21 protein-coding genes and 1 pseudogene are annotated in these 21,278 nt (G+C 43.7%); 8 read left to right on the top strand and 14 right to left on the bottom strand.

What is annotated here, in order from left to right; translation table 11 throughout:
* Positions 1-72: 72 nt before the first annotated feature.
* Together ACERC5_RS01995 and yidA are read left to right on the top strand one after the other, a co-directional pair.
* Positions 73-378, top strand: coding sequence for a DUF1827 family protein (locus ACERC5_RS01995; RefSeq protein ID WP_018367997.1), 306 nt, complete (start codon positions 73-75; stop codon positions 376-378).
* A gap of 41 nt (positions 379-419) precedes the next feature.
* Positions 420-1,232 (top strand): sugar-phosphatase, encoded by an 813-nt coding sequence (gene yidA / locus ACERC5_RS02000; protein WP_373658647.1) that lies wholly within the window; start codon positions 420-422, stop codon positions 1,230-1,232.
* A 55-nt stretch (positions 1,233-1,287) separates the two neighbouring features.
* Here the strand turns inward: yidA and tpiA are convergent, their stop codons facing one another.
* From tpiA to ACERC5_RS02045, 9 genes are all read right to left on the bottom strand, one after another.
* Positions 1,288-2,052, bottom strand: coding sequence for a triose-phosphate isomerase (tpiA, locus tag ACERC5_RS02005; RefSeq protein WP_373660036.1), 765 nt, complete (start codon positions 2,050-2,052; stop codon positions 1,288-1,290).
* Positions 2,053-2,234: 182 nt separating this feature from the next.
* The gene (gene tuf / locus ACERC5_RS02010) at positions 2,235-3,431 is read right to left on the bottom strand and encodes an elongation factor Tu (protein ID WP_018367994.1); all 1,197 of its coding nucleotides are present in this window, start codon (positions 3,429-3,431) and stop codon (positions 2,235-2,237) included.
* Between the two features lie 124 nt (positions 3,432-3,555).
* A complete protein-coding gene (locus ACERC5_RS02015) occupies positions 3,556-4,344 on the bottom strand; it encodes an anti sigma factor C-terminal domain-containing protein (protein WP_373660037.1) in 789 nt (262 codons plus the stop codon).
* On the bottom strand, positions 4,268-4,630 hold the full coding sequence (locus ACERC5_RS02020) for a sigma factor regulator N-terminal domain-containing protein (RefSeq protein ID WP_373660038.1): 363 nt from the start codon (positions 4,628-4,630) through the stop codon (positions 4,268-4,270). Before ACERC5_RS02020 ends, ACERC5_RS02015 begins: the two co-directional genes overlap by 77 nt.
* 14 nt (positions 4,631-4,644) lie before the next feature.
* Positions 4,645-5,154 carry an RNA polymerase sigma factor gene (locus ACERC5_RS02025; RefSeq protein ID WP_373658668.1) on the bottom strand — a complete coding sequence of 170 codons (510 nt, stop codon included), beginning with the start codon at positions 5,152-5,154 and terminating at the stop codon, positions 4,645-4,647.
* Between the two features lie 193 nt (positions 5,155-5,347).
* A complete protein-coding gene (gene ftsW / locus ACERC5_RS02030; RefSeq protein WP_373658644.1) occupies positions 5,348-6,556 on the bottom strand; it encodes a cell division peptidoglycan polymerase FtsW in 1,209 nt (402 codons plus the stop codon).
* A 449-nt stretch (positions 6,557-7,005) separates the two neighbouring features.
* On the bottom strand, positions 7,006-7,554 hold the full coding sequence (hpf, locus tag ACERC5_RS02035; RefSeq protein ID WP_373658643.1) for a ribosome hibernation-promoting factor, HPF/YfiA family: 549 nt from the start codon (positions 7,552-7,554) through the stop codon (positions 7,006-7,008).
* Between the two features lie 80 nt (positions 7,555-7,634).
* On the bottom strand, positions 7,635-8,297 hold the full coding sequence (locus ACERC5_RS02040; RefSeq protein WP_373658642.1) for a ComF family protein: 663 nt from the start codon (positions 8,295-8,297) through the stop codon (positions 7,635-7,637).
* Entirely contained in the window at positions 8,294-9,589 is a 1,296-nt protein-coding gene (locus ACERC5_RS02045; RefSeq protein ID WP_373658641.1) for a DEAD/DEAH box helicase, read from the bottom strand. The genes ACERC5_RS02040 and ACERC5_RS02045 overlap by 4 nt, the downstream gene beginning before the upstream one ends.
* A gap of 56 nt (positions 9,590-9,645) precedes the next feature.
* Between ACERC5_RS02045 and ACERC5_RS02050 the strand changes: the two genes are divergently transcribed.
* Positions 9,646-10,275, top strand: coding sequence for a YigZ family protein (locus tag ACERC5_RS02050; RefSeq protein WP_373658640.1), 630 nt, complete (start codon positions 9,646-9,648; stop codon positions 10,273-10,275).
* 87 nt (positions 10,276-10,362) lie between these two features.
* Here the strand turns inward: ACERC5_RS02050 and ACERC5_RS02055 are convergent, their stop codons facing one another.
* The gene (locus tag ACERC5_RS02055) at positions 10,363-10,977 is read right to left on the bottom strand and encodes a hypothetical protein (RefSeq protein ID WP_373658639.1); all 615 of its coding nucleotides are present in this window, start codon (positions 10,975-10,977) and stop codon (positions 10,363-10,365) included.
* Positions 10,978-11,537: 560 nt separating this feature from the next.
* On the opposite strand from ACERC5_RS02055, the gene cysK reads away from it, so the two are divergent.
* Both cysK and ACERC5_RS02065 read left to right on the top strand, forming a co-directional pair.
* Positions 11,538-12,467, top strand: a complete 930-nt coding sequence (gene cysK / locus ACERC5_RS02060; RefSeq protein WP_373658638.1) for a cysteine synthase A — start codon at positions 11,538-11,540, stop codon at positions 12,465-12,467.
* A gap of 71 nt (positions 12,468-12,538) precedes the next feature.
* A pseudogene (locus tag ACERC5_RS02065) lies at positions 12,539-13,056 on the top strand (ECF transporter S component).
* Between the two features lie 57 nt (positions 13,057-13,113).
* On the opposite strand, the gene ACERC5_RS02070 reads toward ACERC5_RS02065, so the two are convergent.
* Both ACERC5_RS02070 and ACERC5_RS02075 read right to left on the bottom strand, forming a co-directional pair.
* Complete coding sequence (locus ACERC5_RS02070) at positions 13,114-13,965, bottom strand: undecaprenyl-diphosphate phosphatase (protein WP_373658667.1); 852 nt, start codon at positions 13,963-13,965, stop codon at positions 13,114-13,116.
* Positions 13,966-13,999: 34 nt separating this feature from the next.
* Complete coding sequence (locus tag ACERC5_RS02075) at positions 14,000-15,904, bottom strand: DUF2207 domain-containing protein (protein ID WP_373660039.1); 1,905 nt, start codon at positions 15,902-15,904, stop codon at positions 14,000-14,002.
* A 159-nt stretch (positions 15,905-16,063) separates the two neighbouring features.
* On the opposite strand from ACERC5_RS02075, the gene ACERC5_RS02080 reads away from it, so the two are divergent.
* Positions 16,064-17,812 (top strand): glycerophosphoryl diester phosphodiesterase membrane domain-containing protein, encoded by a 1,749-nt coding sequence (locus ACERC5_RS02080; RefSeq protein ID WP_373658635.1) that lies wholly within the window; start codon positions 16,064-16,066, stop codon positions 17,810-17,812.
* A 267-nt stretch (positions 17,813-18,079) separates the two neighbouring features.
* Here the strand turns inward: ACERC5_RS02080 and ACERC5_RS02085 are convergent, their stop codons facing one another.
* Both ACERC5_RS02085 and ACERC5_RS02090 read right to left on the bottom strand, forming a co-directional pair.
* A complete protein-coding gene (locus ACERC5_RS02085) occupies positions 18,080-18,562 on the bottom strand; it encodes a hypothetical protein (RefSeq protein ID WP_373658634.1) in 483 nt (160 codons plus the stop codon).
* 10 nt (positions 18,563-18,572) lie between these two features.
* Positions 18,573-18,704, bottom strand: coding sequence for a hypothetical protein (locus tag ACERC5_RS02090; protein ID WP_373658633.1), 132 nt, complete (start codon positions 18,702-18,704; stop codon positions 18,573-18,575).
* A gap of 275 nt (positions 18,705-18,979) precedes the next feature.
* On the opposite strand from ACERC5_RS02090, the gene ACERC5_RS02095 reads away from it, so the two are divergent.
* Both ACERC5_RS02095 and codY read left to right on the top strand, forming a co-directional pair.
* Entirely contained in the window at positions 18,980-20,194 is a 1,215-nt protein-coding gene (locus tag ACERC5_RS02095) for a pyridoxal phosphate-dependent aminotransferase (protein WP_373658632.1), read from the top strand.
* 301 nt (positions 20,195-20,495) lie between these two features.
* Positions 20,496-21,275: a GTP-sensing pleiotropic transcriptional regulator CodY gene (gene codY, locus ACERC5_RS02100; protein WP_373658666.1), complete on the top strand. Its 780-nt coding sequence runs from the start codon at positions 20,496-20,498 to the stop codon at positions 21,273-21,275.
* The last annotated feature ends 3 nt before the right edge of the window (positions 21,276-21,278 follow it).

Below are 21,278 nucleotides of genomic sequence, written 5' to 3' on the forward strand. Positions count from 1 at the left end.
GCATTTTTGTCCTTTTTAAGACCTTTCGTGATATAATAAAAAAGGAATCCTAAATGAAAAGAGGATATGCCCATGCGGCTGATTAATGTGACCGGTAGCCATCCTGAATTGGTCAAGAATCAACTCAAATATACCGATGCCTTTTTGGTAGAGGTTTATTCGGCAGGCAACACCGATGTGGTTTTCTCAGAAGCACCAACACACTACGAGCTTCTCATCACCAACAAATATCGTGCCATCAAGTCAGCCGAGTTAGATAAAATTCGAGAATTTTTCTTTAAGCGTAAAATCCACCCTAACAAAGCGATGATGGAGTTAGTCAAAACTGTTCACATGGATAAACTCATTGAAATTTCTATTCCTATTCGCCAAGTCTGAGGTTCTTCCTCAGCCTTCTTACTATTTATGAAGGAGAAATTATGACCATCAAACTCGTTGCAGTCGACATTGACGGCACCTTACTGACCAGCAACCGCACCGTTACCCCTCAAGTCTACCAGGCAGTGCAAGAAGCCAAAGCGGCCGGTGTCAAGATTGTGATTACAACTGGGCGCCCAATTGCTGGGGTGACAGAACTGCTGTCCGATCTCAACCTACAAGACGAGGGGGACTATGTTATTACCTTTAACGGCGGTCTAGTACAAGACACCTCTTCTGGTCAGGAATTGGTCAAGGAGACCGTCAGCTACGACGATTACTTGGATATTGAATTGCTGGCGCGTAAACTAGGTGTTCACATGCATGCCATCACTAAGGATGGTATCTATACTGCCAATCGTAACATCGGCAAATACACTGTCCACGAGGCTCAGCTAGTTTCCATGCCTGTTTTTTATCGCACACCAGAAGAAATGGCAGACAAAGAAATCGTTAAAATCATGTTCATCGATGAGCCAGAAATCTTAGATGAGGCCATTGCGAGAATCCCAGCTGACTATCATGACCGTTTCGGCCTTGTCAAATCTCAACCCTTTTACCTAGAAATTGTCAATAAAGCAGGCAGCAAGGGCAATGCCATCAAGCATCTAGCAAACAAGCTAGGCATTGACATGAGCCAGACGATGGCTATCGGTGACGAAGAAAATGACCGATCCATGCTGGAAGTGGTTGCTGTCCCTGTTGTCATGGCAAACGGTAATCCTGAACTCAAAAAAATTGCTAAGCACATCACCCTCTCCAACGATGAGAGTGGCGTCGCTCATGCGATCAAAACTTGGGTGTTAGGGTGTTAGGTAAAGAATAACTGATATCAGAAAACTCTGGACGACATGCCCAGAGTTTTTCAGATTATTTCACTGCTTCAAGAAGCGCCAAGAAGCTAGCTGGTTCAAGCGATGCACCACCAACAAGGGCACCGTCGACATCTGGACAAGCCATGTACTCTGCGATGTTAGCTGGGTTAACAGAACCACCGTATTGCACACGAACTTTGTCAGCAACTTCTTGACCGAAGTCACGAGCAACCACATCACGAACGGCTTTACACATGTTTTGCGCATCATCTTTGGTTGCTGATTTACCTGTACCGATTGCCCAGATTGGCTCGTAGGCAATAACGAGTGAAGCTACTTGTTCAGCTGACAAGCCTTTGAGCGCTGCTGATACTTGAGCACCGACAAAGTCAACTGCCTGACCTGATTCATAAGTCTCAAGGCTCTCACCACAGCAGATGATTGGGGTCATACCATTACGGAAAATAGCATGCGCTTTTTTGTTGATGTCCTCATCTGTCTCATGGAAGTAATCACGACGCTCAGAGTGACCAATAATGACATACTCAACACCGAGAGCAGCGATAGTTTTCGGGCTATTTTCACCAGTAAAGGCACCAGCATCCTCAAAATGACAGTTTTGCGCAGCAACTTGCAACTGAGAGTTAGCTTTGCTTAAGCCTTTTTTCATCCCTTCAAGGAAAATAGCTGGCGCACCGATAACAGCATCAACCAGGTTGTTTGATGGGATAGCCAACTCAACTTGTGAGATAAATTCGCGCGCTTCTGCAGGCACCTTGTTCATCTTCCAGTTTCCGGCGATAATGGGTTTACGTGACATGTCACATACCTCTTTCTTATTTTTCTTTATTCCATGAGATGTTCTAATCATTTTTCACAGAATATTACCCTTCTATTTTACCATATTTCTCTCAAGCAAGAAAGTTTTTTGTGAGGTAATAGACAAGAAAAAGACCCATTTGGGTCTTTTTCAAGGTCTGACTTAATTTATTCGCAAATCGATTAGGCTTCGATTGAAGAAACGATACCTGAACCAACAGTACGGCCACCCTCACGGATAGAGAATGTAGTACCTTGCTCAACGGCGATTGGGTGGATCAACTCAACGTCGATTGTCACGTTATCACCAGGCATTACCATTTCAGTACCAGCAGGCAATTCGATTGAACCTGTCACGTCAGTTGTACGGAAGTAGAACTGTGGACGGTAGTTGTTGAAGAATGGTGTATGACGACCACCTTCTTCTTTAGTAAGGATATAAACCTCACCTTTGAATTTAGTGTGTGGCTTGATTGATCCTGGTTTAGCGATAACTTGTCCACGCTCGATTTCATCACGTTGTACACCACGAAGAAGGATACCAACGTTATCACCAGCAAGACCTTCGTCAAGTTGCTTACGGAACATTTCAACACCTGTTACGATAGCTTTACGAGTTTCTTCAGTGATACCAACGATTTCGATTTCGTCGTTGACACGAACAGTACCACGGTCGATACGACCTGAAGCTACTGTACCACGACCAGTGATTGAGAACACGTCCTCAACTGGCAACAAGAGTGGCTTGTCAGTGTCACGCTCTGGTTCTGGAATGTAGCTGTCAACTGTAGCCATCAATTCCATAACGATGTCTTCGTACTTCTCATCACCTTCAAGGGCTTTAAGAGCTGAACCTTGGATAACTGGAAGATCATCACCTGGGAAGTCGTATTCTGAAAGAAGGTCACGGATTTCCATTTCAACCAACTCAAGAAGCTCTTCGTCATCAACAAGGTCAATCTTGTTCATGAAAACGATAAGGTGTTTAACACCTACCTGACGAGAAAGCAAGATGTGCTCACGAGTTTGTGGCATAGGACCATCAGTAGAAGCTACTACGAGGATCGCACCATCCATCTGAGCAGCACCAGTGATCATGTTTTTAACGTAGTCCGCGTGTCCTGGAGCGTCGATGTGAGCGTAGTGGCGTGATTCAGTTTCGTACTCAACGTGTGCAGTGTTGATAGTGATACCGCGCTCGCGCTCTTCTGGAGCAGCATCGATAGACGCATAGTCTTTTGGTTGGTTAACTGATGACGGCAAGCGACGTGCCAATACAGTTGTGATAGCTGCAGTCAAAGTAGTTTTACCGTGGTCAACGTGTCCGATAGTACCGACGTTAACGTGGGGTTTGCTACGATCGTATTTTTCTTTTGCCATTGTAGGAAAAGCCTCCATATAAAATATATTTTATAGATAGACCGTAGGCAATACAGTCTAACCTTACTTTACTATTCTACCAGATTAGCTAGAAATTGCAAGTGTTTTGTGTTCTTTTCCGAAATTATTCTACATCAAGCGTATGGTAAGGTTGAATTTGAACATGGTGACCGATGTTTGAGCCAAAAATCCAGTCAGCTTTCTCAAGGGAGGAAAAGTTTTCTGCTCGACCAGTTAGGATGACACCTGCAAATTTAGCTGTTTGAGCATCTGGATTTGCCTTGAGGTAAGTCTCTACGTCTTTCGATGTACTCATCTGCTCACCGTCAGGTCCGCCATAGGTTGACCCTAGCCAACCTTTATTGAGAACTTGGTTAAGATAGGCGACAAAGAAACTATAACTGTTGGCAAAGCCTTCTCGAGCTGAAGTGGTTTTTTGACCGACACGGTCCTTGTAGTAGGTCTCAATCTCTTCTGCCGTCATGCCTTTAGTATTCTTCTCATCCTCTTGTTGCTGTTGATAAGAGCTAGGCGTATCGGGGTCGCCTTCAAACCCAAACAAATCACGGTTTAGTCCTGCGGTATTATTATTAGACTGGGTGCCGATCCAATACCAGTTGATTTTGAGGTTATTAGGAACCAGCTCTGCTATTTCCTCAAAAGTATAAGGCTTATCAAAGGTGACCGCCATCTCAACAGCCTGACCGCTCATCTGAGGAAGCAAACTGATGTCCTGAGTCAGTTGGTGATAGCTTTCTCCCTTATACTGGTAAGCAGTGTTAAAGAAATGAGGCATCTTGTAACCTCCGCCATAAGTGTAGGTGGCAGTGCCTTTTTTATCTGAATAGCCACCAGACGATTGCCCCCCCCCCGAACAAGGGTCTAAGGCTGTAAGGAAGTTCCAAGGTCTCATAGGGCACTTCTATCCCTGCAATATCCTTAGTCTGGTCGACATGAAAGGTCCCTGTGTACTGGGAGGTTGGGTTAAAATAAGCGGTTTTATAGTCAATGTTAGGCTGGCTGACTTCTGCCATGAACTGATAGTAGTCACGAACGTGCTGACCATTTCGAGCAGTTAATTCGCTAAGTCCAAAGTTAAGTGCTAGAAGGGCAGCGCTACTGCCTAGTGTCGCTAAAACTGCCGTTTTTAGCAGGTGTTTGCGTTTATTTTTCTTAGTATTAATTTCAAATGTTTTCATGATATTTCCTTTCGTTAATGGGGTAAGTTAAGGAGGCTACCATCAAGTCCTTGAGCTTCTAAGTGAACCCTTAGGGCCTTTCTGGCACGGTAAAGGGAAACCTTGACCTGTGCTTGACTGATACCCAGTAGATGAGCCGTTTCCTTGACGGACAAATCCTGAAAATAATAAGCATCAAGCACCAGTCCAAACTTCTCTGGTAGGCTAGATATGGCCTGATAAAGGTAATCATAGTCTTCTCCATCATAGACGGTCAGCTGGTCGGGCTTAAAAAACTCGGTCTGCAAGATCTCATGATAACGCTTATCTCTACGGTATTTATCGATATAGGTGCGAATAGCTGAGCGGTACAACCAAGCCCGTAGCTTGTCATAAGGCAGAACAATGTCCGTCTCAAGGATTTTAACCAAAACGTCTTGGGCAATGTCCTGACTGTCTGCCTGGCTGGCACCTGATTTTTGGAGATAAAAGCTAATTTCTTGTGCAATCACAAGAATAGCTTCTTCATAATCATCTAAGCGGATAGGCTCACCTCCTTCCTGATGGTTGAAAGTAGCTACATGATTTACCAGATTTATCTCTACTGATGCGAGCTCTAACATCAAGTAGCGCTAGGTTTTAATTTCTGGCAATCCTTCGATCCTTCGCTAGCTCCTCTTCACTAAGATAACAAATAAGAAGTTCTGTTGGTTACAAAAAAATTCGCCGTAGCGAATTTTACTGCTGATTTAACTCTCTTAGGATACTGGCTCGTTTTTCATTGGCATCGATATTGAGCACAATACCAATGGCAACAGAAATCGTTAACAAACTATTGCCTCCTTGCGAGAGAAAAGGGAAGGTCACTCCTGTTGATGGAATTAAGCCAGAGATACCGCCGACATTGACAAAGACCTGCACCAGCAACATCGCCCCGATACCCAAAGCCAGCATACTGTTAAAGTCATCTTTTGCTTTTAGACCAACATTGAGTATTCGTAAAATTAGGAAAAACACTAAAGCTAAAATCAGACCAGCACCGATTAAGCCAAATTCCTCAATGACGATGGAAAAGACAAAGTCGGTGTGCGCTTCAGGTAAGTAGCCATTTTTTTCAATAGAATTTCCTAAGCCACGACCAAACCAGCCACCATTAGACATGGCGTAGTAGGAATGCGCCATCTGCAAGCCTGAGTCTGTCAAATCTTTGAAAGGGTTGAAAAAGGCTGCAAATCGCTTGGCCACGTGACCAAATAGCGGGATTTTTGCGACCAGCTCCACCCCTATCAGCCCGATTAATCCTAAAAAGACCGTCGAGGCTGTTGCAATCAAGCCCAATAAACCTGTAAACCAGCGGTGAGCTATCCCACTGAGGACATACATGATAACTGACGTCAACACAATAATGGTCGCATTTCCAAGGTCTGGTTGGACAACAACCAAGGCAATCAATATCAACAGATAAGTCCGCCAGTCAAAAAAGTGCCTCGGTAAAATCGTATCACGAGTAAGAGCCCTGTAATCATAATTAGTAATTGATTTTTGTCGCTTGGCAAAAGCGAACGCCAGCAACCAGACCACGATAAGTTTGAGATATTCAGCAGCCTGAATACTTTTACCAGCAAATTGCAACCAGCCATTAGCACCATTAGTTTCTTCCCCTGAAAACAAAGTCAATACTAAAAGTACCAGTTCGACTAAAACAGCAAGAAAGAGAAGATGAGAATTTCTCAAAAATTTTAAGCGCAAGTGGTAAATAAACCAAATCGCAGCGAGACTAACCAGCCAAAAAATGGTCTGGTTCCGAACGAGTGCAAAGGGAGATGCCTCCCAATAGACCAAATCCGCACTGGTTGACGAGTAAACCACAATCAAACCAAGCACTGACAAAATCAGGTAAGGGACAAAAATAGAATAATTTAGTAAAAGTCTTTTTTTTATCTTCATTGCTTCATATCATTTCTTAGCATTGAGCCTGGGACAAGATGTCTAGGCTCTTTATTTTCTGTCATTAAGTAAAGTGAAGTGGAAAACTCTTGACTAATTTTGTAAGCTCTAGAGTTTTCCCTATCCATTCACGAGCACTTTAGCTTCCATAAACTTGGGTTGAGTAATTGACCCTGAAGGAGAGAAATCATGAGTTGCAAAACGACTTTCCCCACAACAGGCTAAAACTATCAGCTGAAAAATCCTGACAGCTGTAGCCAGCTTTGCTTGCTCAACCAGTTAGCTTAAGACTGTTTAAGCCGACAGAGTTAAATTAACACCTCATCGAAATCAGGTGACTTAGCGGTGTTTTTCTAGTCCTACCACCATTATAACAGCTTTTGTCTAAAAATGCCAAAAACAAAAAAACTAGGCGCAATCCACGCGCCTAGAAAAATGAAAGGAGCTTATTAGTTAATCCGTAGGAGACCTACACCACCTTCTTCACGACGGTAGAGAATATTGGTTCTCTTGTCTTCGGTATCAGTAAAGACAAAGAAGTCATGACCGAGCAAGTCCATTTGAAGGAGGGCTTCATCAATATCCATCTCATACGGTGTGAGGTTTTTGGTCCGAACCACGTTAATTGGCAACAAGTCATCATCGGCAGTCTCTTCGAATTCAGGTGCAAAGACTTGGGCTGTTGGTAATTTTTCACGGTGTTTGCGGGCAATTTTTGTCTTGTTTTTACGAATCTGACGTTCAATTTTATCCACAACAAGGTCAATAGAGCCGTACATATCCTGAGAGACATCTTCAGCACGAAGGGTCAGATTGCCGAGAGGAATGGTCACTTCCACTTTTGCTGTTTTTTCGCGGTAGACTTTGAGGTTAACACGAGCATCCAAGTCTTGATCTTCATGGAAATATTTCTCTATCTTGGCAACCTTGGTTTCAACATAATCACGCAAGGCTTCGGTGACTTCGATGTTTTCACCACGAATACTAAATTTAATCATATAGATTCCTCTTTTCTAAACGCTAGGCGTCTTTCTTTATTTTTATTATAGCACACGTCAAAAGAAAATGCAACCGTTTTCTACCTTGCTAGTGAAAAAGTTTTCACTTCTTCCACCCCATTTTCAAGTAAAAGCCTTGTAATGACTGCGATTGTAGCCCCAGTTGTGTAAATATCATCGACCAAAATAATTTTTTTAGACAGATTGCATCCAACCAACAACTCATATTTTGGCTGACTCTCCAAACGTTCCTTGCGGCTCTTGCTTGATTGTTTAAGACCTTCACCCTTTGCCAAGATGTTGTGATAACTTACCCCAGCCGCCTCAAGGAGACCCTCGACTTGATTGAAGCCCCGCTCTTCTCGCGTTTGGGGACTGACTGGAACAGGCACGACCTGATAATCACGGTAAGGTTTCAAGGCTTCTTTGACGTCTTTGGCAAATAGCTGAGCTAACACATAGTCACCAAAAAACTTATAGAGAGAAAAGTAACTCTTCATCGCCTCGTTGTAACGGTAAAGCGCAAAATGATTGATGTTAACCCCACGCTCTTGCCAATAAAGACAATCCGCACAGCTTCCGTTGGTCAGCTCCTTGTAACAAGTCGGACAATGGGATGCCCCGATACGGACAAACTGCTCCCTGCAAGACTGGCAAATCATCTGCCTGTCTTGGTAGAGGCACAGGATGGCCCAGAAAGTCGTTGACTGGTCTAGGTCTTGACGGCATAGCAAGCAAGTCATGCTAGTCCCCCTTTTTTATTCATCTCTTTTATTTCTGTTATCACGCGGTTGATGTGTACTGTTACCCCATCGTGGAAAAAGATTAACTCTCCAGTTGGACGCTCTTTACTGCGACCCACTCGACCTGAAATCTGAATTAAACTCGATGCCGTGTAAAGTTTATGATTACTCCAGAGGACAAAAACATCAACACACGGAAAGGTGACCCCCCTTTCTAAGATCGTTGTGGTAACCAAAATACGTAAGCGCCCTTGCCTAAAATCCTCCACCTGGTCGGCTCTTTCTTGTGTCTGACTGGAAACAAATCCAATCGTCTCTTCTGGGAAATACAATGACAGAAGCCGGTGAAATTCTTGCCCCAAGGCAATATGAGGAAAGAAAATCAAGAGCGGGTAGCCTATTTTTGCTTGTCTTGTTAAATAGTTAAGCAGTTTTTTAGGCAACCTGCCTTTGGTCATACTGTCCAGTAAACCTGCCAGCCAGACAGGCGTCGGAATAACCAAAGGATTCCCATGAAAACGCCTTGCTAAATGAACTTTTTTGAGCTGTTTAGCACGCACCTGCCTGTCTAACTGTTCAGTTGATGTTGCCGTCAGGTAAATTTTGCTGCCTGATGGTTTCAAGGCACGCTCGACCGCATGATAGAGGCTGGCATTATCCACAAAAGGGAAAGCATCAACCTCATCAATGATAACCAACTCAAAAGCTTGATAGAACTTGTACAGCTGATGGACTGTGGCAATGACTAAAGGCGCCCTAGTGTACGGATCACTATCCCCATGCAAGAGCACCGTGGAACAGGTAACATCTCTCTTCAATCGACTATATAATTCCTTACAGACATCAATCCTCGGACTGACAACCGCCACTGCCTGCCCTTGGGATAGGACTTGTTCCAAGACAGGATAAATCATTTCGGTCTTGCCAGCGCCTGTGACAGCATGGACGAGGATATTTTCTTTGGCTGCTTGAGCCTTTATCAACTGGTTAGACACTTCCTCCTGATAAGGAGTCAACGTCCCTGTCCAGTTTAGAACAGACCCTGTTGAAAAGTCTTGTTGTTTAAAGGTATAGAGGGGCTGAACACTGGTCACCCGACCCATGGTAATACAGTCCCTGCAGTAACGAGCTCCTGATGGGAGTTGATAGGCCATACTACCTAGACACCGAGCACATGATAATTGTTTCTTGTGCTCTTGTGTTGATGGCAAGTATGTCGCCAATTCACGTTCTTGTGGACTGAGTTGATGAAAGGTGAAGCACCGCCCTAGATAATCTTCTGGTATCGTCATATCTAGCTATTCGTAAAACCTTTGCCAAAACCATTAAAAATCGGTAAAATAAACCTATGAACTATAAGACCATCAAAACCGACGGTATCGTCGAGCAAGACATCAAAAAGTCTCGCTTCATCTGCCACCTCAAGCGAGTAGAAACAGAGGACGACGCCAGAGACTACATTGCTAGTATCAAAAAACAACACCACAAGGCCAACCATTCCTGCTCTGCTATGATTATTGGCAAAAAAAGTGAGATTAAACGTTCGAGTGATGACGGCGAACCCTCAGGAACGGCTGGTGTTCCCATGTTGACGGTGCTTGAGAAACAGGAGCTGACCAACGTGGTGGCAGTCGTGACCCGCTATTTTGGCGGGATTAAGCTGGGCGCTGGCGGACTTATTCGAGCTTACGCGGGAAGTGTGGCTGGCACCATAGCAGAGCTGGGTCGCGTTGAGGTCAAACGCTTGGAGGGACTAGCGATTACTCTGACTTATCCCCAGTACCAGACTTACGCCAATTTCTTAGCTAGTGAAGGTTTAGAGGAGATGGAGACTGATTTTCAAGCCGACATCACAACCAGGGTTTATCTGGATAAGGAAGCCATTCCTGATTTTGTTAACCGTCTGACAGACTATTATCAGGGCAAGGTGGTCGCGACGCCTTCTGGCAGTCAGATTATTGAAGTGAATCTGCATTAAGTTTAATATAGAAAATTCCACCTAAAAATTAGATGGAATTAACTTAATCTTTTTCTATGATACGTTTAAAATAAGTATTGACTCTTATTATTGATAGGCAACAACATTATAGGTTTCAATAACAATAGGACGATAGGTAGTAATGCTTCTAACAACTTGATTTCCTCTAGAAGTATCAACATAATCAATTCGGTATTCTCTCAATTGGACGTCCACCTCAATGGCCAATCGTGAGTTACGATTGGGGTTAGCTGGCGTATCAATACTTACCCCTCTTCCTAAAGAGCCTGATATGCCGTATGTGACGCCATTGTAATTGAACGAACTATTCACCGTAATTGTATTAGTCAATGTTAGGTTATAAGAACTAGCTTTACTCCAGTAAGGTGTCAATGGATTATAGCCAACAAATTTTCTTCCAATGGAAATATTCCGAACAAACCTCTCTCGTGGCTGAATTGGATTATAATATCTCAGTTCTCGTTGATATTGCAGTTGTTCAAAAGCTAGCTTATCTTGAGCAGAAACAAAAAAGTAAGTATCACCATTTCGGTCAGTTACTGAGAACGGACTGGTTAGCTGAATCACGGCAGGCGTTGCTTGCTCCTCTAGATTGCTGGCAAAAACAGTAGTTGTTCCCAATGTAAATGAAGCTAAGGCAATAGTGAATACTATGCTGAAAAATTTTTGAATAGTTGTCATCGTTTGTTCCTCCTTAGATACATTTGGTAAATAATTAAGAAAAAGATTAAGCTGACAAGTAAAGTATAGGCCGTACAAACAGCATAGGTTGCCCAAGGCTCATAGAGAATAAAACGACCGTCGACAAATAAGAAAGCAGCAAGTAATGACAGCAGTAATGTTAATAAACTAATAAAACTCTCTGTTCTCATAGATAAACACCTCCAAATCGAAACCGTTTCCCTTATTTTTATTGTAATCGTTTTCTTTGTTTGTGTCAACTATTGTCAACTATTGTCAACTATTGTCAACTATTGTCAACTATTGTCAACTATTGTCAACTATTGTCAACTATTTTGTCTGTTAAATTTTATTACCCATGTCTACATCTAATAATGTAAATCAATTATTCGATCAGTTAATAATATTAGATAAACTTCGCCAATTATCACAATTTTTGAACCTAGCCCATTGTTAAGGACAAGGACTATAATGAAAGCCTATCACCCTGATAAAAAACTGGTATTTTACTTCTGCTCTGCTATTTCTTATAATAAAGAAAAAAGTAATAGAGGTGTCTTATGGCAAAGATTTTCAACAACATCCGTGAGCTAGTTGGGCAAACCCCAATCGTGAAACTCAATCGTTTAGTCCCTGAAGGTGCAGCTGATGTCTATGTCAAGCTGGAGTACTTTAACCCTGGGTCATCTGTCAAAGACCGTATCGCCCTCAACATGATTGAGACTGCGGAGCGTGATGGATTGATTAAACCGGGTGACACCATCATTGAACCGACATCTGGAAACACAGGCATCGGTCTGGCTTGGGTTGGTGCTTCTAAGGGGTATAAGGTCGTGATTGTCATGCCTGAGACCATGAGCTTGGAGCGTCGGAAACTGATTCAGGCTTATGGGGCAGAGCTGGTCTTAATCCCAGGGGCAGAAGGCATGAGAGGAGCCATCGCTAAAGCTGAAGAACTGGCTAAAGAACGTCAAGGCTTTATCCCCATGCAGTTCCAAAATGCTGCTAATCCAGCTGTTCACGAAGCAACAACTGGTTCTGAAATCTTAGAAGCCTTTGGTGAAACCGGTCTTGACGCCTTTGTCTCTGGTGTCGGAACAGGAGGGACAGTGACCGGCGTTTCTAGGGTGCTCAAGGCTGCTAATCCTGACATCAAGATTTATGCCGTAGAGGCTGATGAATCAGCTATCTTATCAGGAGAAAAACCTGGTCCGCACAAAATTCAGGGCATCTCAGCTGGCTTTATTCCTGAGACGCTTGACACGACCAGCTACGATGGTATTGTCCGTGTGACTTCCGATGATGCCATTGCGACAACGCGTACTGTAGGTGGGTCAGAAGGCTTCCTGGTCGGTATCTCATCAGGCGCAGCCATTCACGCTGCCATCGAGGTCGCTAAAGAGCTGGGTGCTGGCAAAAAAGTTCTCGCCATCCTAGCAGATAACGGAGAACGCTACCTGTCCTTACCGGCATTTGATTTTGAAAATTAAATCGTGTATCATTTGGAGAAAGTCTGAATAAAGGCTTTCTCTCATTTTATATCTTTAGAAAGGACTGTCTCATGACGGCAAAACGCCTGACCTTAGCATCACTCTTTATGGGGCTAACCATCTTGCTCAGTGCTAGTTTCCTATCAATTCCTGTGCCTGGAGGACACTTTTATTTTAACGGCATCATTATTTTTTTAACAGCTTTACTTTTTAAGCCAAAAGAAGCAGTAATCATTGCTGGTTTTGGGTCTTTTTGGGTGATTTCTTTTTCTATCCAGGACCCATGTTTGTGACCCTGATCACCCACAGCCTGCGGGTATTGGCGATTGCCTTATTCGTTAAGGGGAGAGGACTTCCAGCCCCCAAACAGCTGGTTATCCCAGCCCTCTTGGCTAGGGCAATTATCGATAATATCGGCTATTTTCTCGGACGAGCCTTTGTCTACCGTACCATGGCATACGCCATCATCAAAATCCCTTTTGACCTGGTAGCAACAATCATGGCCATCAGTATTGTTTACTACGTCTATTATCACACTAGCTTTTTAAGGCTATTCAAACAGTTTCTTGGTATCAGAACCAAGAGTTAATCAAAAAGAGGCAAAGACATCATCTATCGTCTTGCCTCTTTTTGATGAACCGTTAAACTAAGCGATGAAAAAGCTACCAACCCAATACATTAAAAGTAAGATGCCAAGAGCGATACGGTAGTAGCCGAATACCTTGAAATCATGTGTTCTGACGTAAGCGGTCAAAAATCGAATGGCGACCATACTAACCCCAAAAGCCGTCAGCATAGCTGTTAATAAAATCCCTAGTTGTGAGAAAGTCAAGCCATTGCCTTCAAGGAAGAATTTTAGAATTTTTAAACCACTGTAACCAAACATGACAGGAATGCCGAGAAAGAAGGTAAACTCTGTGGCAACTGAGCGACTCGCCCCCACAAGCATCCCACCGATAATGGTGGCACCAGAGCGACTTGTTCCCGGAATCAAACTCAATACCTGAAAGCAGCCGATAAGAAAGGCTGTTTTATAAGACATCTTTGCCAAACTCGTTACTTGTGGCTGGGTGTTTAATGTTGCCTGACGATTTTCCAACCAAGTAAAGATGACACCATAAAGGATCAACATTAGTGCCACAGGTACAAAGTGGTAGAGGTGTTTTTCCAAAAAATCATCAAACGGTAAACCTAAGACCAAGGCAGGCAAGATAGCAATGACGACCTTGAGCCATAGTTGCCAAGTTAGGCGAATATCTTGGGCTGACTTCCCTTTTTGAAAGGGGTTGAGCCGTTCAAAATAGATAACCATGACCGCTAAGATGGCCCCTAGCTGAATCACGATATTAAACATGTTCATAAAGGCTTCGTTCTGTCCTTTGAATTGGACAAATTCCTGCACTAAAATCAGGTGACCTGTCGACGATACAGGCAGCCATTCGGTTACTCCTTCAACAAAACCAAATAAAATGGCTTTCAATAATTCAATAAACACAATCTGCTCCTTTTTATTTTTTCTTGGTTAGCTTGGCTTAGAAAGAGCCTCCGCCACCACCGCCACCGCCGCCTGAAAATCCACCGCTAATGCCGGAACTGCCTGAAGAGACACTGAAATGACTAGCAGTGGTCGCCAATTGGCTAGAGGTAACCATGTTTTGCTGGAGGCTATGATGGAGAAAGCCATAATGACCATGTGTCAAGGTCAAGCCAGTATCCTCCGGTAACTCAATTTGATGCAATCGTAAGTATTGTTCAACGCGCTTGGCTTCACCAAATAAAGTGGCATAAACCAGCAGGCGATTCCAAACCACAAGGCCTTCTAATTCAACGCGGTCAAAGGATTTAATATCCTTGAGCATTTGCCAGAAACCAAGCCAAGGCTCTACCTTGGTCTTTCCATCGGTTGTCAATACCCCTTTTTGTGCAAATGGCTGATGCATCTTCGTTCCCCAAATCAAGAGACCAATCGCCAGCCCAGCAATCAGCAAATAGCTAAGAACTGCAGGTCTGAACGCGTGCACAAGAAGTGCAAGAATGCTATAAATGGACAACAACAAGCTAACTGTCACTAGGCCCATTCCAGCACGATAAGTCCCTTTCTCTCTAGCATTCAAAGGACGATAGTTGTTCCCCGTGCCCAGCTCTTTCTCTAGTGCTGAAACACGTGAGCTGATAAGTTTCAGTCCACTGCGATAGCGACTCAAATGGCTCTGTGCCAAACCCTGTATTCGTTTCTCCAGTTGAGTGCCACGATAGTGTTTTTTTAGGGCTTCTTCTTCCTCATCATCGTAGGCATAGGCACTAAATAATGCTGTCACAGGGCAGGAGGTTTTCGTCCCAAAAGCCATATCAAGTAAGGCAAGTTCAAAATCTGCTAGACCCTCTAGGTGTACAATCGACAAACTAGCTTGCTCACCTGTTCCGTCAACACGAAGGTATCGGCGGTCAATCAAGTCCAGCAAACTGGCCTGAAGCATGTTTTCAAACCCTAATTCCCCTTTGTAACCTGGAGTAGTAGGGGCAGTATCCCTAAGTGACTGGTTAAAGATAGACTGCGCTACCAAGAGAGGGGGGAGGTCATCTGGCAGCTCGTAAACCCGATGTGGCAGGCGACCTTGCTGCCGAACCAGTCGGCGAAAGAAGACCAAGGTCACTAGCCCAAGAATCAAACCACCTCCCGCCAAAGCAACAAATAAAATCTCTAAGCGAAATGATAGGGATTTTTGCTTCCTTGCAATCTGAGTTTCAACCTCCTGATAAAGTGGCAGTCCTGCTTGCGTTAACTGAGCGGGTGCGTCTATAATTCCTTTGTCCCAGTAGGCATGCAGATGAAGCTCACCAGAAACATCTGTCGCTGTTATGTCATAAGCCTGATCAACTTGACGAATCTCGGCTCTCGGTCGAAAATAGCCTCGGTGGACAGCTAATTGACTCATCTGGCTACTTTTGGCAGTTTTGATGGTAAAACGAACCTGCTCTAACGGTACCTCCCAATCGCTAATTGGTACCCAGTTTAGACGCGCAATGTCAGGGTATAGGGTGAGAAAATTTTCTAGTCGCCAGTGAACAACCAACCGCACCTTATCACCACTCTCTCCGGCGTTATAAATTTTGAGTTTACGACCGTCCGACCAGTTTTCTTCTTCAATGGTCACGGGAACTAGGGTGTCATTTTTATAGGCCAGCACTTCTGGTGTTCCGACAATAGTTGCACCTTCAGGGAGTGCACCAGCTGTTCCAAGAGTAATGTATTGACCTCTGAAGGACGACTGGTAGTCAAAGGTGATGGTTTGAACCAAGTCAGCTGTATTATCTGCAAAAAAGGTGACTTCAGCCTCATAGGAGGGGATACGGTAGTCCACATCATCTGCCTCTACCCTAAACAGTATCAGCCAACCGAACAAGAGCATCAGACCTAACCATAACTGTTTCTTCATCATCATTCTCTCAATTCCTTATATTCTGTATTAAATCAGTGTTACGTTTATTATAACATATCTTCAGCTAATTTTTGCCAAAAAATCTATTGCTAAGCGAATTTTCACTTGAAATTTTGTGTTATAATAAAAGGACGATAACGCACGGAGGTTATATAGATGACAGACATTAAAAAAGTATTCAAAGATTTGTATCGCTACCAATGGGTCTATCTGCTGCGAGGACTTATCCTACAGATTTTAGTCGGTACAGTTGGAGGCTACCTCCTGTCGGAAGTCTTTTATCTCGTTCTACTTTTGGCAAGGGAAGACCAACTCACCCAGACGAATCTTCTCAGTTTGCTGAAAAGTCCTTGGGCTGTGCTTGGCTGTATCGGATACCTCTTGCTCTTATCTGCTCTTATTTATATTGAATATTCTCTTCTTGTGGACATCATCCGGCGGAAAGATCGTGCTATCAGCTGGTCTTTCAGGCGATTTATGAGACGTTGCCGCGATTTTTTGAAAACCATCTCTGGTTTCCAAATACTCTTTTTTCTAGGTTATATCATCTTAACTATGCCACTTGTCCAGTGGTTGCTTTCATCAACCTTACTAGATGGTGTCCGTATTCCTTACTTTATCACTGACGAATTGCTCAAACAGCCCAAAACCGCCCTGCCCCTCATCATCGGCGGAATTGGTCTTTATTACATCAATTTGAGACTAATTTACACCTTGCCGCTGACTATCGTCCGTTTCCAGACACGTTTCTGGGATAATCTGACGGCCAGTTGGCAGTTAACTAAGGGCAAAAGCTGGCAATTGCTTATAACACTCAGCCTCCTAGCCCTTCCATTAGCTTTTCTAGCCGCTCTTATTTTAACCTTGTTCTTTTTCTTTATCGAACTCACAGGAACAGGACTGCTATCTAAAAGCCTGCAATGGCTACTTGTCACCTTTATCTGGGGAGCTAGCTTGGCTTTGACCATGATGTCAAAACTCACCATTTTATCTTATTTACTCACCCAACTTGAAAAGCATCATCTGCATACATCTTACGAAGACCTGCCAAAAATCCCACGTCGCAGACGCTGGGTAGCCCTAACGCTAATTTTTCTCATCGGCCTCAGTCAATTTGTTGTTAACTATGACCGCCTGTCTTATAATCCCTACAACAAAGCGATAGAAACTATTGCTCACCGGGGCGATGTCAATAAAGGCGTTGAAAATTCTATTGAAGCCCTGGTCGGTGCGGCTGAAGCTCAAGTGGACTATGTGGAAATGGATATTATCCTAAGCAAGGATAAACAATTTATCGTCAGTCACGACAATGATTTACGCCGTCTAACCGGTCAGTCAATCAGTATTAGCGATAGCACAGCTAAAGAGTTGGTTGGTTTGCCAATTTCACAAGACGACTTTAAGAGCCAGTTAGTTGATTTTGACACCTATGTTGCTAAAGCCAAGGAGCTAAACACCAAACTGATGGTCGAGCTCAAACCCCATGGCAAAGAGCAAGCAGACTATGCCCAGCTCGTCGTTGAAACGTTTAAACGCCTCGGCATCACCAAAGACTATAAACTCATGTCTTTGGATTGGGACTTGATTCGCTCCATTGAAATCCTGGCGCCTGAGATTGAAACAGGCTACATCATTCCCTTGCAATTTGGTTACTTAGCTGGAGAGGGAGTTGATTTCCTCTTAATTGAAGATTTTTCCTACCGAGATAAACTAGTTTGGGAAGCCCGATGGCGACAGCAAGAACTCTACGTTTGGACCATCAATCGCGAAGCCCAGATGCAGCATTACCTCCAGACACCGATTGCTGGAATGATTACAGACCATCCTGAATTGGTCAATGATACCAAGAAAGATCTGGAAAAAAATAACCAATTTGTTGATCGCTTATTGCGACTCTTAAACTAAAGGCTTAACACGAGGAGAAGACTCAGTCAAGAACCTGCAGGTGCTTGATTGGTCTTCTTTTCTCATTGTTACCGTTCGGTGCAAGCAGAAGTCGTTGCTCTGTTGATGATATGAGGAGGCTAACACCTCCTAACACCAGCAAATCTCATGAATACCGCCTGAGACAAGTTCAAAATTGACAGACCATTTTGTTTCTCTAGTTACTGAAACCACCGTGTCTTGAAGACCAATGCAAAAGGCCAGGAACAGTTGTCCTAGCCTCATTTTCTACGGATAAACAGCGTTACTGCCTCGTTCATCTAGTCGTCTAAAGTAATAAACGACACTACCGCTCGCCTTATAACGCTCAAAACCTGCTTGTGCCAACTCTTCTTTTAGCGCTGCTTCTCTTTTCTTATCAATCTTGACCAACAGCTTACCCGTGAAATGGTAAGAGACTGCTGTTTTTGGCCAATAATCATCAGCTAAGACCTCGATTTTGACGTCTTTTAACTGGGTGTTTGACTGACCAAACGTGGTGACAAGGAGTAAGTTGGGCTCAAAGGCTCGGTTTATCTGACGAAAAGAACCATGTTGATAAACCTCGGCAGGTACAACCACCATCAACTGTGCCGAACCAAAGTCATGATGACTCGTCAAGCTCATCGGACTGACCTTACCTGGTTTGTCGATTTGGTGAGCAAAACTGACTGATGGCAGTAGAAACAAAAGTAGCATAAAAAGGAGTTTTAGGGGGAATCGTTTCTTCATCGCGACCTCCTTACCAGTTGCTATTAAGTATAAAAATGGCATCTGTAATCATCTCACCAGCCACATGAATGGCTTGAGCGATAATGATAGCACCTATAAGAATCGCTACTGAAATAATGAGTGCATCAATATGTTTCTTCATACGAATCCCTCCTGTTTGCTGAACATCTCGACGGTCGCAAGGCGTTTGCTCTGCTCTATTGCTCTATTGCTCTATTGCTCTATTGCTCTATTGCTCTATTGCTCTATTGCTCTGAAAGTACCTCTTTGTCTTTATTTTTATAGTTAGAAGCATTGCCTTCAAACTGATTTACAAATTTATTATACCATAAAAAGAAACCGCTATCAACAAAATGCGTCATCTTCTCTTTTACATTTTACAAAAATAGGAGTATAATTTTTAAGCGAGGTAAGTTTATGAAACAATACAACAAATCATCTAAATTAGAACATGTCGCTTACGACATTCGTGGTCCTGTCCTTGATGAGGCCAACCGTATGCGGGCTAATGGTGAGCGAATTTTACGGTTGAATACTGGTAATCCAGCCGAATTCGGCTTCACCGCTCCTGATGAGGTCATTCGTGACCTCATTCGCAATGCCCGTCAGTCAGAAGGCTATTCCAATTCCAAGGGGATTTTCTCTGCCCGCAAGGCAATCATGCAGTATTGCCAGCTCAAGCATTTCCCAAATATTGACGTGGATGATATCTATATCGGAAACGGGGTCTCTGAGCTCATCACCATGTCCATGCACGCGCTCTTGGACAATGGGGATGAGGTATTGGTGCCGATGCCAGATTACCCTCTGTGGACAGCTTCTGTCAGTCTGGCAGGAGGACATGCCGTTCACTATATTTGCGACGAACAGGCCGAGTGGAACCCTGACATTGACGACATCAAGAGCAAGATTTCTGACCGCACCAAGGCCATCGTCCTCATCAATCCCAATAACCCAACAGGAGCCTTGTATCCCAAGGAACTTCTTGAAGAGATTGTGGAAATCGCGCGCCAGCACGAGCTGATTATCTTCTCAGACGAGATTTACGATCGTATGGTCTTTGACGGTCTGGAGCACACACCGATTGCCAGTCTGGCACCAGATGTCTTTGTCGTGACCATGAATGGTCTCTCCAAATCCCACCGTATCTGCGGCTTCCGTGTGGGTTGGATGGTTCTATCTGGTCGCAAGGACCACGTCAAGGGCTACATTGAAGGGCTCAATATGATGTCTAACATGCGACTTTGCTCCAACGTCCTTGCTCAGCAGGTAGTGCAAACCTCTCTGGGTGGCTACCAATCAGTGGATGAGTTGCTAAAGCCTGGCGGTCGCCTTTACGAGCAACGTGAATTCATCACCAGGGCTATCAATGCTATTCCTGGACTGTCTACCGTTAAGCCAAAGGCAGGACTCTATGTCTTTCCAAAGATTGACCGAGACATGTACCGGATTGAGGACGATGAACAATTTGTCCTAGAGTTTTTGAAGCAAGAAAAAGTCATGCTTGTGCATGGTCGGGGCTTCAACTGGAAAGACCCAGACCACTTCCGCATTGTCTACTTGCCTACCGTCGAAGAACTCGGTGACTTGCAAGAAAAACTCGCTCGCCATCTGAATCGCTACAAACGTTAATAAGACTGGGACAAAGGTCCTAGTCTTTTCATTTTGCTAATATCATTTCACCAAAACACAATTCTTGGTGTATTATCCGTTCTAGGTTCTCTTTGAAACCGCCTCCTGGTTTTTTCCTTGTGCCATCTCCTACTGCTTGCTATCTAGACGTCTTGACTGGTAAATATCCGACAACATCTCACTGCCTGAGTTAAGGGCAATTATCAAAATCGTCAAAACAGTAAAAAATTTTCAGATAATTGTTTGCTATTCTTTAACGGCTTTGCTATAATAGAAATGACAAAAAAATAGAAAGAGACCTATCGTGAACTTATTAACGAAAACTCGAAAAATAACAGCCATTCTTCAACGAACTGTCGAACAACTAGACAATGACCTGCCCTACACTGCAATGGCTGGTCAATTAGCTGACATCATTGACTGTAATGCAGCGATTATTGATAGTAAAGGACATTTTCTAGGTTACCGTCTTAATTATAAGGCAACTAATGACCGAGTTGAGGAATTTTTTGAAACCAATCAACTGCCAGAAATTTATATTAGAGCAGTATCTCGTGTCTATGAGACCTTGGCCAATGTCCCTGTTTCTGATGAATTAACCATCTTTCCTATGGATGCCCAAGATGTCTATCCTGACGGTCTAACTACCCTATCTCCGATTTATGGTGGCGGGAGCCGATTAGGAACCCTCTTTATCTGGAGAAATGATAAACCGTTTACCGATGAGGATTTAATTTTAGCGGAACTAGCGGCGACTGTTGTTGGGACACAGCTACTGAACCTACAAAACGAAAAGATGGAGGAAACCATTCGTCAAGAAACTGCTGTTACCATGGCGGTCAACACTCTGTCTTACTCCGAAACAAAAGCTGTTTCAGCTATTTTGACTGAACTAGGTGGCACAGAAGGGCGCTTAACTGCTTCTGTTATCGCTGATCGTATCGGCATTACCCGCAGTGTGATTGTTAATGCTCTTCGTAAGCTAGAAAGCGCAGGGATTATCGAAAGTCGCTCTCTCGGCATGAAAGGAACCTACATTAAAGTTCTCAATACCGGTATTTTTGATCATTTGGAGAATTAAGCA

This window comes from Streptococcus sp. E24BD (assembly GCF_041807825.1).
GTDB classification, from domain to species: Bacteria; Bacillota; Bacilli; order Lactobacillales; family Streptococcaceae; genus Streptococcus; species Streptococcus entericus.